The sequence below is a fragment of the Ralstonia mannitolilytica genome, assembly GCF_000954135.1.
Classification (GTDB): Bacteria; Pseudomonadota; Gammaproteobacteria; order Burkholderiales; family Burkholderiaceae; genus Ralstonia; species Ralstonia mannitolilytica.
The window spans coordinates 1,542,433-1,555,245 of record NZ_CP010799.1; the positions used below are offsets into that span (position 1 = coordinate 1,542,433).

At 65.6% G+C, this 12,813-nt stretch carries 13 protein-coding genes; 8 read left to right on the forward strand and 5 right to left on the reverse strand.

The window, feature by feature from the left end; translation table 11 throughout:
• Window positions 1-311: 311 nt before the first annotated feature.
• From TK49_RS07345 to TK49_RS07360, 4 genes are all read right to left on the reverse strand, one after another.
• Window positions 312-527 carry a hypothetical protein gene (locus tag TK49_RS07345; RefSeq protein WP_045786129.1) on the reverse strand — a complete coding sequence of 72 codons (216 nt, stop codon included), beginning with the start codon at window positions 525-527 and terminating at the stop codon, window positions 312-314.
• Between the two features lie 635 nt (window positions 528-1,162).
• Window positions 1,163-1,687 (reverse strand): TPM domain-containing protein, encoded by a 525-nt coding sequence (locus TK49_RS07350; RefSeq protein ID WP_045786130.1) that lies wholly within the window; start codon window positions 1,685-1,687, stop codon window positions 1,163-1,165.
• 17 nt (window positions 1,688-1,704) lie between these two features.
• Complete coding sequence (locus tag TK49_RS07355; RefSeq protein WP_045786131.1) at window positions 1,705-2,556, reverse strand: TPM domain-containing protein; 852 nt, start codon at window positions 2,554-2,556, stop codon at window positions 1,705-1,707.
• A gap of 22 nt (window positions 2,557-2,578) precedes the next feature.
• The gene (locus tag TK49_RS07360; protein WP_082062813.1) at window positions 2,579-3,205 is read right to left on the reverse strand and encodes a LemA family protein; all 627 of its coding nucleotides are present in this window, start codon (window positions 3,203-3,205) and stop codon (window positions 2,579-2,581) included.
• A gap of 406 nt (window positions 3,206-3,611) precedes the next feature.
• Between TK49_RS07360 and dapA the strand changes: the two genes are divergently transcribed.
• From dapA to TK49_RS07375, 3 genes are all read left to right on the forward strand, one after another.
• Window positions 3,612-4,520, forward strand: a complete 909-nt coding sequence (gene dapA / locus TK49_RS07365) for a 4-hydroxy-tetrahydrodipicolinate synthase (RefSeq protein ID WP_045786132.1) — start codon at window positions 3,612-3,614, stop codon at window positions 4,518-4,520.
• A 456-nt stretch (window positions 4,521-4,976) separates the two neighbouring features.
• Window positions 4,977-5,420, forward strand: a complete 444-nt coding sequence (locus TK49_RS23730; protein WP_052698598.1) for a hypothetical protein — start codon at window positions 4,977-4,979, stop codon at window positions 5,418-5,420.
• 87 nt (window positions 5,421-5,507) lie between these two features.
• Window positions 5,508-6,737 (forward strand): S1 family peptidase, encoded by a 1,230-nt coding sequence (locus TK49_RS07375; RefSeq protein WP_045786133.1) that lies wholly within the window; start codon window positions 5,508-5,510, stop codon window positions 6,735-6,737.
• 89 nt (window positions 6,738-6,826) lie between these two features.
• Here the strand turns inward: TK49_RS07375 and hemL are convergent, their stop codons facing one another.
• The gene (hemL, locus tag TK49_RS07380; protein ID WP_045786134.1) at window positions 6,827-8,128 is read right to left on the reverse strand and encodes a glutamate-1-semialdehyde 2,1-aminomutase; all 1,302 of its coding nucleotides are present in this window, start codon (window positions 8,126-8,128) and stop codon (window positions 6,827-6,829) included.
• A 202-nt stretch (window positions 8,129-8,330) separates the two neighbouring features.
• On the opposite strand from hemL, the gene TK49_RS07385 reads away from it, so the two are divergent.
• The 5 genes from TK49_RS07385 (at window position 8,331) to TK49_RS07405 (ending at window position 12,771) form a co-directional block, all read left to right on the forward strand.
• Window positions 8,331-8,513: a rubredoxin gene (locus TK49_RS07385; protein ID WP_003261842.1), complete on the forward strand. Its 183-nt coding sequence runs from the start codon at window positions 8,331-8,333 to the stop codon at window positions 8,511-8,513.
• 281 nt (window positions 8,514-8,794) lie between these two features.
• Entirely contained in the window at window positions 8,795-9,310 is a 516-nt protein-coding gene (locus tag TK49_RS07390) for a response regulator (protein ID WP_045786135.1), read from the forward strand.
• Window positions 9,311-9,340: 30 nt separating this feature from the next.
• On the forward strand, window positions 9,341-9,709 hold the full coding sequence (locus TK49_RS07395) for a response regulator (protein ID WP_045786136.1): 369 nt from the start codon (window positions 9,341-9,343) through the stop codon (window positions 9,707-9,709).
• Window positions 9,710-9,785: 76 nt separating this feature from the next.
• Window positions 9,786-10,331: a chemotaxis protein CheW gene (locus tag TK49_RS07400; RefSeq protein ID WP_045786137.1), complete on the forward strand. Its 546-nt coding sequence runs from the start codon at window positions 9,786-9,788 to the stop codon at window positions 10,329-10,331.
• A 208-nt stretch (window positions 10,332-10,539) separates the two neighbouring features.
• Window positions 10,540-12,771, forward strand: a complete 2,232-nt coding sequence (locus tag TK49_RS07405) for a methyl-accepting chemotaxis protein (protein WP_045786138.1) — start codon at window positions 10,540-10,542, stop codon at window positions 12,769-12,771.
• The last annotated feature ends 42 nt before the right edge of the window (window positions 12,772-12,813 follow it).

Genomic DNA, 12,813 nt, shown 5'->3' on the forward strand with positions numbered 1-12,813 from the left:
TGGCCGCTGGTGGTCGCTCGCCCGGACATCGCCGCAAATCGCAGCAGGTGCCCACTGGGCGCCGTGGGCTGGTCCACCATTCCTCCAGGGACCGGCTCACGCCTGAAAGTGCAACAACTTCGGTGTTCGCCACAGGCGCTCCCGGCGGGTTGCCGGTCCCTGCAGCCGGCTGGCCTCTTTGTGCCAGCGCGTTGACAACTTCCCCGTACGTCTTCTGTTCTGTTCTGTTCTGTTCGCTGCGCTGCTCGTCCGGCATGCGCTGTGTGCGACTGGCTCGTGCAGCGATTGCGTGCTACCCAGGCCTCGGAATATCAACCACCCGAACCACCGCCCTGCGAGCCCGATGATCCGAACCCACCAGGTGTCATCAACACCGATACCGCGTTGCTCCAGAAATCGCCCACGCTGGTTTCGACGCTCGCCATGACGCTGACCAGCACCAACGCCGCCATCACCATCAGTAGCGCGTACTCCACAGTGGCCGCGCCGGTCTGGCAGTGCTTGATGTGTGCGTCCCTGGTTTTCACATCGCACCCCCCAAGGTGTATGGCGCTTATGCTCTTTTGTTCCTAAACAGCGCCGCGCTATGGCGGCGGAAGCCATAGAGCGACGAGCGTGCCATTGCAGCCAAGTCCTTGATTTTCAAAGGGTAGGGACGCGGGTAAGGGCGGGGACGCGACGAAGCGGCGCGCCTTGTTTCCCCGGGCACCGGGCGCGCATTGTGCGCGATGCGATATAGCAAACGGTTACGCACTTTCGATTTGCGCAAACGCCAAACGTGAAAGTGATGCGAAGGCGCTGTATGCGCAAACAACCCGCGGGTTAGCCCGCATGCACGTGGACGCTGTGAATGCGTGCATTCCTGCAACATGGCGGCCTTGGACGAGACACGCTCCGGTGCGTGGCAGCCGACCGTGGCGGCGCGGGTGCGGGGCCGCTCTGGATAGGGGTTCAGGGAAGAGGGGACAGCGTGATCGGTCAGACAGCCTAGAGCGGACGGTGGGCCTGACCTCGATGCCCGATGCGGTGGCGTCGGGCGGCTCATGCGGAAGGATTAGGCGCACGGCCGACAGCGATGGCGAGTGGGCGCCGGTCAAAACGGTTTCAGTCGTGAAACACGGCGGACGCGGCAGCAGGCGAAAAGGGCTCAAGCGCAGAGCGGTTACAGCACGACCGGCCGATCGCTCAACTCATTCGCGCGCGGCGCACCGTCGGACGGCGCATGCGTGGCCAGCAGGTCATTGATCTGCGCCAGCGCTTCCAGCACGGGTGCCATCGACACACGCTGCGCAAAGCCGCCCGTGATCGTGTCGCAGATGGCGCGCCACGTGTGCGCGTCGACTTTGGCGGCGATGCCGTGATCGGCCAGGATCTCGACCGCGTGGTCGGCGAGGTTGATGTAGAGCAGCACGCCCACGTGTTCGCGGGTGTTCCACACCTCCAGCAGGCCGAACAGCGTGCGGGCGCGCTCGCGTGGCGTGATGCCGGCCCACGCATCGCGCACGGGAAGGGCGCTTTCGATGACGACGCGCACCTCGCCGCGATGGCGTTGTTCGCCCTCTCGCACGGCCGCTTCGAGCTGCTGCAGATCGGCGAGCGGGAACGCGCGCCGCGCGCGCGACGGCGTCGTGAGCAGATGGGCCAGGGCCCGGCGGGCGCCGCGATGGTGTCGGGTATGGGAAGCCATGGTCGCGTCGTCTGTCGTTACCAGTTGCCGGAGGCGCCGCCCCCGCCGAAATCGCCACCGCCCCCTCCGCCGAAGCCGCCGCCCCCGCCACCGAGATCACCCCCGCCGCGTCCCCAGCCACCGCCCAGCCCGCCGCCAAGTCCGCCCATGGCGCCCGGGCCCCAGCCACGGTTGCCAAGCACCACGCGCGAACCGGGCCGCCCGGGCAGGCTGCCCGTCACACGGCCTCCCGAGCGCATGGCCGCGCTCAGCACAAAGAACACGATGATCGCCAGCGGGAACAGCACCGGCAGCCAATCTCCGATGCCGCTGCTCTGCTGCCGCTTGGCGCGCTCGGCGGGCGGCAGGTTTTCCTGCGCGATGACGGTCTGGATGGCCGAGATGCCCGCCGACAGCCCGCCATAGAAGTCGCCCTGGCGGAAGTGTGGCGCCATCACGTCCTGGAGGATGTGCTTCGATTGCAGGTCGGTCAGCGAGCCTTCCAGCCCGCGCCCGACCTCGATGCGCATCTTGCGCAGCGATGCCGGGTTGTCCTTGGCGATGAGGATGATCGCGCCGTCGTCCACGCCCTTGCGCCCGGCCTTCCACGCTTCGGCCACCCGAATGCCGTAGGCCTCGATCGGCTCGGGCGCGGTGGTCGGCACCATCAGCACGAAGATCTGGCTGCCGCGCTGCTGTTCGTAGTCGGCCAGCACCTGTTCCAGCGCGCCGCGCTGCTCGGCGCTGAGCGTGCCGGTCAGGTCGGTCACGCGCGCGGCCAGCGGCGGCACGGCGACCATGTCGGTCTGCGCACGCGCGGGCAACGCTGCCATCAGCCACAGGGCCGCTGTCAGCAGGAGGGCGAAGAAGGCACGCACGCGCATCGGCATGGGGGGCAGGTTCAAGTGCTTGTCAGAACTTCACCGCCGGGGCGGTGGAGATGCCCTTCTCGTTCTCGACCGTGAAGTTCGGCTTGACCTGGTAGCCCATCACCTTGGCCGTCAGGTTGGTCGGGAAGCTGCGGGCCAGCACGTTGTAGTCCTGCACCGACTTGATGTAACGCTGGCGCGCCACGGTGATGCGGTTCTCGGTGCCCTCGAGCTGCGATTGCAGATCACGGAACGACTGGTCGGCCTTGAGTTGCGGGTAGTTCTCCGACACCGCCATCAACCGAGACAGCGCGCTCGAGAGCTCGCCCTGCGCCTGCTGGAATTTCTTGAACGCCTCGGGGTCGTTGAGCGTTTCCGGCGTGACCTGGATGCTCGTGGCGGCCGCCCGGGCGCGCGTCACGGCCTCGAGCGTGTCCTTTTCGTGCGAGGCATAGCCCTTGACCGTGTTCACCAGGTTCGGGATCAGGTCGGCGCGGCGCTGGTACTGGTTGACGACCTCGGCCCAGGCGGCCTTGGTGGCTTCATCCTTCGACTGGAAGTCGTTGTAGCCGCAGGCCGACAGGAGCGGTGCAGCCAGCACGGCCAGCGACAGCGCCAGCGCGCGCAGCATCGAGAAACGCGTCGAGCGGAAGGTCAGGGCAGGGGTCATGAAGTCCTCTTCTGGATCGAACAATCGGCAACAGATGTGGCATGAGACCGACATCGTCTCACGGCGTTCCGGCCATCTCTAGCTTATGCGCTTGACGCTCCGGTCGCACATCAGTACGGTATTGGGACATTTTTGACAATTTCCATGCGCGTGATTTCCCCTGCCTCGTCGAACCGCACGGCACCGGCCTTCAGCCGGTGGGTTGCGTCGACGCTCGCACGCGCCAAAAAAGCCTCCAAACAGCCGCTCGTCTGACCGGAGCGCTGTTCCGTCAGATGGGCGACGGAACAGCGGACAACCAGCGGTTCGACACGGTTGATCTACTCACCCGCATCTCGCGGGCCTGCCTTCCCGATGCTCTCCTGACGGTCTTCGATCGGTCGTTGATTCGTCCAGGAGTGTTGTCATGCTTGAAAACCCGTTCACCCCCTCGTCCGCCAGCATGCGTCCGTCGTACGCGGGCATCTGGGTGCCCATCGTCACGCCGTTTGCCGAGGATGCGGCGCGCTCGGTCGATTACGGCGCGCTGTATGCGCTGGTCGTGCGCTATCGCGGCCTGGGCGTCGCCGGCTTCGTCGCGTGCGGCAGCACGGGCGAGGCGGCCGCGCTCACCGATCAGGAGCAGGCCGACGTGCTCGATACCGTGCGTGCCGCCGCCGATGGCCTGCCGGTCGTGATGGGCCTGTCGGGCAGCGCGCTGGCACCGGTGCACGAGCGCATGCTGCGCCTTGCCGGGCATCGTCCGGCCGCGTTCCTGATCCCGGCGCCTTCGTACATCCGCCCATCGCAGGCTGGGCTCATCGAATACTTCACTGCCCTGGCCGATGCGTCGCGCGTGCCGGTGCTGCTGTACGACATCCCGTATCGCACTGGTGTCACCATCGAGACCGAAACGCTGCTCGCGCTGGCCGCGCACCCGAACATCCATGGCATCAAGGATTGCGGCGGCGATGCCGACAAGACGCAGCGCGTGATTGCCGACGGCCGGCTGCAAGTCTTGGCGGGCGAGGATGCCCAGGCATTCGGCACGCTGTGCGCGGGCGGCGTGGGCGCGATCATTGCGGCCGCCCATGTGCGGACCGAGCTGTTTGTGGAGATGGCGCGAGCCGTGCATGAACAACGCCTGAACGATGCGCGGCGCTTGCATCATGCGCTGGCGCCCGTGATCCGCTTGCTGTTTGCGCAGACGAACCCGGGGCCGCTGAAGGCCTGGTTAGCCGCCGAAGGGCTGGTGAAGAACGTGTTGCGGCCGCCCATGGTGGCCGCCTCCGAGGAAATCGGCGCCGAACTGGCGGAGGCAGTGAAGGCGGTTTGATTGCATTTGGCTGTGGCGCGCCGCCGTATGTCGCTTTCCGCAAGCAAGGCCTGTTGAATTCCGCGCCGCCTGGCCGAGTGATTGCAATGCGGCGGTGTTTCTTGAAAGGGTGAATGCATCAAGCCTGGCCCGTTCGAGCGTTATGCGCGACTGGCAAATCAAACTGGCAATACTGTGGGCGGCCAAGAATTTCGATTATGCTGGCCACCCTGCTGAAGTAGGGCGCGTCCGGTTCAATCCCCGCGCTACATTACCGGCCATCTGCCAGAACGCAGATATCGGAAGAAATAGAAAAACAACACCAGGGCGTCAGGGAAAATGCGGTCAACGCTGTTATTGGTCATTGCCAGCACGAGTCTGGCTAGCGGTTGCGCGTCCATTGTCGGCGGCACCGGGCAGGTGGTCTCCGTCGAAACCCATCAAGCCGAACGTCCTGTGGACGGCGCGCGCTGTGAAATGGTCAACAGCAAGGGCACCTACTACGTAACGACACCCGGCACGGTCACGATTGGCCGTGCGTACGGCAACCTGACCGTCCGGTGCGACAAGGATGGGATGGATGCAGGGCAGGCGACGGTGGTCTCCGCCACCAAGGCGCTTGCGTTCGGCAACATCCTGTTTGGCGGGGCGATTGGCGTTGTGGTGGATACCAGCTCGGGCGCGGCCTACGACTATCCGGAATTGATCCGGGTGAGCATGGGCGAGAGCGTGGTCATCGATGCACGCAACGGCGGGGGCGACAGCGGCCCCGTGATCGTCGCGTCAGGCACGCCGGCCTCGGGCGCGGCTACGTCCGGCAACCCGTCTGTGCCAGCGGTGCAGCCCAGCGCGCCGGTTCAGCCTGGCCGCGAGCCCAAGCGCCCAACGATGGACGACCTGCGCGACGTGCTGCCGCGCTGATCCGTGCCCATCAGCCTTTACATGTTGCGATGCCGGGCAGTGCAACGTCCGCCCGCGCCTGTTCTACCGTTCCCGTCCTTCGCTGCCATGCACACCTACCGTTTGCCCGTTGTTCTCGGATTGCTTTCTGCTGCTGCCACGCCCGCTTTCGCGCTCGACCTGGAGCAGTTGAACGCGAGTGTTTATGCCGTCCAGGCCCACGGGCAGCAGGAGACCCTGTTGCGCGCCGGGTCCGGTGTCGCGATCGGGCCGGGTCAGATCGTCACCACCTGCAATGTGCTGGCCGGCTCCAGGACGATTGCGGTGCGCCGCGGCAACGTCAGCTACGGCGCCACGCTCGAGGCACCGGATGTGGAGCGCAACCTGTGCCTGCTGAAAGTGCCTGACCTGAATGCACCCGGCGTGCCGTTGTCGGTAGCGGTCGCACCCGGCTTCGGGCAGAAGGTCGTGGCCGCGTCGGTCAGCGGCAACGCGATCGTCGTGCGCACGGCGACGATCGCCGGCCTGCAGGCGGATACCAACGGCAAGCTCGATCGCATCGACGCTTCGGTTGCGGCCGATGCCAGCGCTGCCGGCGGTGGCCTGTTCGATGAGAGCGGGCGGCTGGTAGGGATTCTCGTCAGCCCGGGCTCGCCCAAGGACGCGCGCCAGCAGGCGGTTCCGGCCGCCTGGATTCCGGAGATTCGCACGCGCGGTGTTGCCGCTATGGCCAGCTACCGGGCGGCAGCGGTCAATCGACCGGGAGATGCCGTACCGACGCAGGCGTCCTCAGTTGGTTCGCCGAAGGTGGGTGAAGTCTGGCGCTACCAATTGCGCGACGACCTCACTCGCAGAAGCCACGATGTCTCCTACCGCGTTGACCGAATCGACAACGGCCGCGTGTTCTTCAACCAGGGCGCGCGCGTTGAGTTTCTCGATGGCAGGCTTGACCGCATCAATACCTCGATTGGGGGCGAGTTTGACGTGGCTACGCCTCCGGGCGGCTGGGTGCCGCCAAACGTGAAGGTGGGGAATCGCTGGAAGGTCGCGTACAGCCGATCGAAGCGGGGGACCGACATCAGCCTGGAGGGCATTGCCGAGCAGGAAGAGACGATTCGGGTGGCGGCAGGCACCTATCGGGCCATCCGCATTGCCTATCGCGGCTACCTGCAACGGGGTGGCTACATGAACGGCATGGGCTCCAGCTCCGTTCCATACAAGGCGACACTTTGGTATGCCCCTGAGCTTGGGCGCGTTGTGCGATTTTCAGGTGGCTATTCAAATCGCGCCGATGTGCTTGCCGAAACGCTCGAACTCGTCGAACACCGCGTTGAATGACAAGGAGCCGCACAGCGGCGGCTCCAATCCCGGATACGACGGGAAACGAAAGGGAGGCCTGCGCGGCCTCGCTCCTCAATCCGGTCGGGTCAGATGGCCTTGAACGCCTTCCGCGCGGCCGCAAAAGTCGCATCCAAAACCGCATCATCATGCGTTGAGGAAACGAACCCCGCCTCGAAAGCCGAAGGCGCCAGATACACGCCTTCATTCAGCATCGCGTGGAAAAACGCATTGAAGCGGCCCACGTCGCTCTGGGTCACTTCCGCGAAGCTGGTCGGCACGCCTTCGCGGAAGTAGATGCCGAACATGCCGCCGACGCTGTCCGCGGCAAACGGCACGCCGGCTTCACGTGCAATCTCGGACAGCCCATCGACGAGCTTGCGTGTCTGCGCGGCCAGGCGGTCGTGGAAACCGTCGGCGGCAATCAGGCGCAGTGTGGTGAGACCCGCCGCCACGGCCAGCGGGTTGCCCGACAGCGTCCCGGCCTGGTACACGCTGCCCAGCGGCGCCAGGAAACCCATGATGTCGCGCCGGCCGCCAAACGCCGCAGCGGGCATGCCGCCGCCGATGACCTTGCCCAGACACGTCAGGTCCGGCGTGATGCCGTACAACGCCTGCGCGCAGCCGAGTGCCACGCGAAAACCCGTCATCACCTCGTCGAAGATCAGCACGGCCCCGTGCTCGGTGCATAGCGAGCGCATGGTCTGGTGGAACTCGGTGCTGCCGCGCACGAGATTCATGTTGCCGGCCACCGGCTCGACGATCACGGCGGCGATTTCGTTAGCGTGCCGCGCAAATGCCTCGCGCAGCGCGCCAACGTCGTTGTACGGCAGCACCATCGTGTGCTTGACCACGTCTTCGGGCACACCGGCGGACGAAGGTGCGTTCTGCGTGGTGTCGGCAAACGTCAGCAGGCCCGAGCCCGCCTTGACCAGCAGGCTGTCGGCGTGGCCGTGGTAGCAGCCTTCGAACTTGACGATCAGGTCGCGGCCGGTAAAGCCGCGTGCCAGCCGCAGCGCGCTCATGGTGGCCTCGGTGCCCGACGATACGAGGCGCACCTGCTCGATCGATGGGACCAGCTTGCAGATTTCCTCGGCCATGACGACTTCGGCCTCGGTCGGCGCGCCAAACGAGAAGCTGTCGGCCGCCACCTCCTGCACGGCGCGCACGACGTCCGGATGTGCGTGGCCAACGATCATCGGGCCCCACGAGCCGACGTAGTCGATGTAGCGCGTGCCGTCGGCGTCCCACAGGTACGGGCCGGCTGCCTTGGCAATGAAGCGCGGCGTGCCGCCCACGGAGCGGAAGGCCCGGACGGGCGAATTCACGCCCCCGGGGATGGTCTTCTGGGCACGTTCAAACAGGGCAGCGCTACGGGAAGGAGTCGACATGGAAACGAGTGGAATAGAGTGGCGCCACGCGAAATGGCGCAGCGGCGCGGTTTGAAGTCGGATATGCAGTGGTTTGACGCAGATGCCAGCCGGATGCAGTCAAACGCCGCGCCGCCGCCGTGCGTGTTCTGGCGTGCCGGGGCGGGTTTGGGTACCATCTGGCCTGCCATTTTAATAGACGGAACCACCGAAGCTTTGCCCTATGGAACAACAGATTGAATACAAGACGTGGATGTGCCTGATCTGCGGCTGGATCTACGACGAAGAACAGGGTGCGCCCGACGACGGCATCGCCCCCGGCACGAAATGGGAAGACGTGCCCATCAACTGGACGTGCCCCGAGTGCGGCGCGCGCAAGGAAGACTTCGAAATGGTGCAGATCTGATCCGGATCTGACCTGTCCCACGGCCGGCAAGTGAGCGATTGCCCTCTTGCCAGCCGCCAGATATCGGCAAGTGACGCATCCGAAAGGTCTCGTCGCTTCCATGCCACAAGCGGTCGGCGACAAGCCGGCGCCATTGACGGCGAATAGGTGACTTGTCACACTTCGTCAAATTCTGAGCTTCACACTTCATAAGCGGGCCGGGGGGCGTAGTTTTGAAGTCGTCGCCAGCGTGGCCGTTCGGGCGCGCTGCGCGGCGATTTGCCGCGATCCATCCGGTCAGAATGTCGTGGCGACCCGTGGTCGCGCAATGCGAGAACATGATGCAAACCGCGCGGGTGGAACAACTGACCGACTCCCAACCGCTGGCGTCTTCCACGCTGGCCAGTGCTGTGACGCCGCTTGCGGGCTGCAAAGTCCTGGTGATCGACGATTCCAGCACCATCCGCCGTACCGCGCAGATCTTTCTCTCCCAGGCCGGCTGCCAGGTCGTGCTGGCCGAAGACGGTTTCGATGCGCTGGCCAAGGTCGGTGACCTGAAGCCCGATCTCGTGTTCTGCGACATCCTGATGCCGAATCTCGACGGCTACCAGACCTGCTCGCTCATCAAGAAAAGCCCGAAGTTTCATGCCACACCCGTGATCATGCTGTCTTCGCGCGACGGAATCTTCGACCGTGCGCGCGGCCGGCTGGTCGGGGCGGTGGATCACCTCGCCAAGCCCTTCACGAAGGAAGCGCTGCTTGAGGCGGTCCAGACGCATCTGCCCGCGGCGCCGGCCCAGGCCCTGGCCGCGCAGTGATGGCATCTCCCTTAACGAAGGACTGTTTGTATGGCAATCAAGAAAGTGTTGGTGGTCGATGATTCTCCGACCGAAGCGCTGCACCTGTCGGAGATCCTCGGCAAGAACGGTTTCAAGGTGACGGTTGCGGCCGACAGCGAGCAGGCCATGGCCAAGCTCGAGGCCGAGCCGTTCGACCTGATCCTGATGGATGTGGTGATGCCCGGCCAGAACGGCTACCAGACGACCCGCGCGATCAAGAAGGACGATCGCTTCAAGGACGTCCCGGTCATCATCTGCACGACCAAGGGGCTGGAGACCGACCGCGTGTGGGGCATGCGCCAGGGCGCGTCGGACTACATCGTCAAGCCGGTGAAGGCCGAAGACCTGCTCGACAAGATCGCGAAGCTGGCGCAGTAACGCCGCAGCAACTTGTTCAACCTCGCGACGCCAAGTCGGGCGCGCAGCACAGATGCAGCACGGAGATGAGCCAGACGTGAACGAACAGCGCACCAATCTGACCTCGCGCCAGCGCCTGCACGAATACCAGGCGATGCTCGCACGCCGCCTGCAGGAGGCGCGCGCCAAGTCGTCGGCGGAAGGCTTCCTCGGCGTGCAGGTCGGCGAGCGCCACTGGCTTCTGTCGCTCACCGACACGGGCGAGGTGCTCGACTACCAGGCGCCCACGCGCGTGCCGCTCACGCAGCCGTGGTACCTCGGTCTCGTGAATGCGCGCGGCAACCTGCTCGGCGTGATCGACCTCGGCCTGTTCTGCGGCGAGGCGCCCACGGCCGCGGGCCCCGGCGCCAAGATCGTGGTGCTGTCCAAGGACCCGCAGCGGGCGTGCGCGATCGTCGTGCCGCGTGTGGCGGGCTTGCGCAGCCTGACCGATCTGCAGCCGGCTGACGTGGCCACGGAAGAGAGCCGTCCGTGGCAGGGCCGCGCCTGGCGCGATGCGCAGGGCACCCTGTGGCGCGAGCTCGATGTGCGGCAGTTGCTGGCCGATCCGGCCTTCCTGCAGGTGGGCCGCAGCCGCGCGTGACCGTGCGGCATACGTAGTACCGACCGGGCCGCTCGATCGGCCCGCCAGCACACAACAAGCGATTGGGCGCGTTCGCGACGGGAGCGGGCGCGCACAGGGCAAGAGGTGCGGACCACGCCAGGCATGACAAGGCGTGGACGCGGATGGGAAATCCATGCCGTCGATCCCAACCAGACGGGGGCGGCGTCGACAAGACAAGAGGGGTCCTATGGGGTTCAAGTGGTTCAACGCGGGGCGCAGGGCAGGGGCGCCGGAGGTTGCAGCGGAAGGGGCGTCGGCCGCCGCCGTGCAGTTGGCGCAGTCGGACAATGCGCCCCACGTGGATGACGACGATCCTGCCGGCCCTCCCACGCAGCTGGGCCGCACGCCCATCGACGCCGTGGTCGGCTGGATGGAGCGCGTGCCGTTTGCGGCGCAGCAGCGTGTCTTCACGATCGGCCTGGTGCTCGGCCTGCTGGCCCTGCTGATTTCCGTGTACCTCGATAACCGCCAGGCAAATAACGGCTCCGTCCAGATTGAAATCGCCGGCGACACGCTGATGCACTCGCAGCGTCTGGCCAAGGCGGTGCCCGTGGCGCTGCTCGGTAACGCCAACGCGTTCGCCCAGCTCAAGGAGAGCCGCGCGCGCCTGCAGGACAATCTCGACGCGCTCAAGAACGGCAACTCCGATCGCGGTGTGCGCGCCACCTCGGGCGGCGACGCCCAGGCGCTGCTCGACAAGTCCATCGAAGAATGGAAGCGCAGCGAAAAGAGCGCCCAGGCGGTGCTCGCGCAAGAGAAGACGCTGGTGGCGGTGGGCAAGACGCTGAACGTGTTCAACGCGTCCAACCCCGAACTGCTGGAAGAAGCCGAGCAGATCGCCTCGATGAAGCTGCAGACCAACGCGCCGGCGCGTGAAGTGGCCGCCTCGTCGCAGCTCGTGATGCTGACGCAGCGCCTCGGTAAGAACATGAACGAGTTCCTGGCCGGTGAAGGCGTGAACCCGGAAACGGCGTTCCTGCTCGGCAAGGACACCAACACCTTCCGCGAAACGCTGAACGGCCTGCTCAACGGCTCCGAAGCGCTGCGCCTGTCGCCCGCCACCGACCCCGAGACCAAGGGTTACCTGCAAGAATTGTCGACGCGTTTCGACAACGTGCAGAAGACCACGCAGATCATCCTCGAGAACCTGCCGGGCCTGATCGCCGCCAAGCGCGCGCAGCAGCAGATCTTCAACGACAACGAAAAGCTGCGTGCCGACCTGTCGGATCTGCAGTCGGCGTATGCGAGCAGCGTGCGCAACCGCCCGCTGACCCTCGGCGCGGTGGTGCTGTCGGCCATCCTCACCGTGGTCTGCCTGGCGGGCCTCGCTGCCCTGTACCTGCGCGATTCGCGCGTGCGAACGATGGAAGCCGAAGCGCGTCAGCGTGAAGCCGAAGAGCGCCGGATGGTGGAAAAGCGCAACAACGACGCCACCCAGGCCGCCATTCTGCGTCTGATGAACGAGCTGCAGGACATCGCAGACGGTGACTTGACCAAGCAGGCCACCGTGTCGGAAGACATTACCGGCGCCATTGCCGACTCCGTGAACTACACCGTGGAAGAACTGCGCGAGCTGGTCGGCCGGGTGCAGCAGACGGCCGAGCAGGTGACGCAGGCATCGTCGGCGGTGCAGAGCACGTCGGAAAGCCTCGTGGCCGCATCGGAAGAACAGTCGCGCCAGATTCGCCAGACTGGCCAGTCGGTGGTGGAGATGGCGGACCGCATTACGCAGGTTTCGCGCGGCGCAGCCGAATCGGCCAACGTTGCACGCGCCTCGCTGGCCGCTGCCGAGCAAGGCCAGCAGGCCGTGCAGAACGCGATCTCGGGCATGAACGACATCCGTGACCAGATTCAGGAAACCTCGAAGCGGATCAAGCGCCTGGGCGAATCGTCGCAGGAGATCGGTGAAATCGTGGAGCTGATCTCGGACATTACCGAGCAGACCAACGTGCTGGCACTGAACGCCGCCATCCAGGCGGCCTCCGCTGGTGAAGCCGGCCGCGGCTTCTCGGTGGTGGCAGAAGAAGTGCAGCGCCTGGCAGAACGTTCCGCCGAGGCAGCCAAGCAGATCGGCGCCCTGATCCGCACGATTCAGACCGACACGCAAGACGCGGTGCACGCCATGGAGCGCAGCACGGCGGGTGTGGTGGAAGGGGCGAAGCTGTCCGATAACGCCGGTGCCGCACTGGTGGAGATCGGTCGCGTGTCGCGGCAGCTTGCAGAGCTGATCGAGAGCATTTCGCAGACGACCTCGCACGAAGCGACGCTGGCTTCGGACGTTGCGCAGAACATCGAACAGATCCTGCACATCACGGAACAGACGTCCAACGGTACGCGCCAGACTGCGCAGTCGGTGCGCCAGCTCACGCAGCTTGCCGAAGAACTGCGTGACTCGGTGGCGCGGTTCCGCATCGCTTGATCGGCGTCACGTCGTCAGTGGATTTCGGGCGGGAGCGCCAAG

Coding starts and splice junctions, on each gene's coding strand:
- TK49_RS07350 (WP_045786130.1), bottom strand. CDS start 1,687: ATGGCTTCCCATACCCGACACCATCGCGGCGCCCGCCGGGCCCTGGCC.
- TK49_RS07355 (WP_045786131.1), bottom strand. CDS start 2,556: ATGCCGATGCGCGTGCGTGCCTTCTTCGCCCTCCTGCTGACAGCGGCC.
- TK49_RS07360 (WP_082062813.1), bottom strand. CDS start 3,205: ATGACCCCTGCCCTGACCTTCCGCTCGACGCGTTTCTCGATGCTGCGC.
- dapA (WP_045786132.1), top strand. CDS start 3,612: ATGCTTGAAAACCCGTTCACCCCCTCGTCCGCCAGCATGCGTCCGTCG.
- TK49_RS23730 (WP_052698598.1), top strand. CDS start 4,977: ATGGTCAACAGCAAGGGCACCTACTACGTAACGACACCCGGCACGGTC.
- TK49_RS07375 (WP_045786133.1), top strand. CDS start 5,508: ATGCACACCTACCGTTTGCCCGTTGTTCTCGGATTGCTTTCTGCTGCT.
- hemL (WP_045786134.1), bottom strand. CDS start 8,128: ATGTCGACTCCTTCCCGTAGCGCTGCCCTGTTTGAACGTGCCCAGAAG.
- TK49_RS07385 (WP_003261842.1), top strand. CDS start 8,331: ATGGAACAACAGATTGAATACAAGACGTGGATGTGCCTGATCTGCGGC.
- TK49_RS07390 (WP_045786135.1), top strand. CDS start 8,795: ATGTCGTGGCGACCCGTGGTCGCGCAATGCGAGAACATGATGCAAACC.
- TK49_RS07395 (WP_045786136.1), top strand. CDS start 9,341: ATGGCAATCAAGAAAGTGTTGGTGGTCGATGATTCTCCGACCGAAGCG.
- TK49_RS07405 (WP_045786138.1), top strand. CDS start 10,540: ATGGGGTTCAAGTGGTTCAACGCGGGGCGCAGGGCAGGGGCGCCGGAG.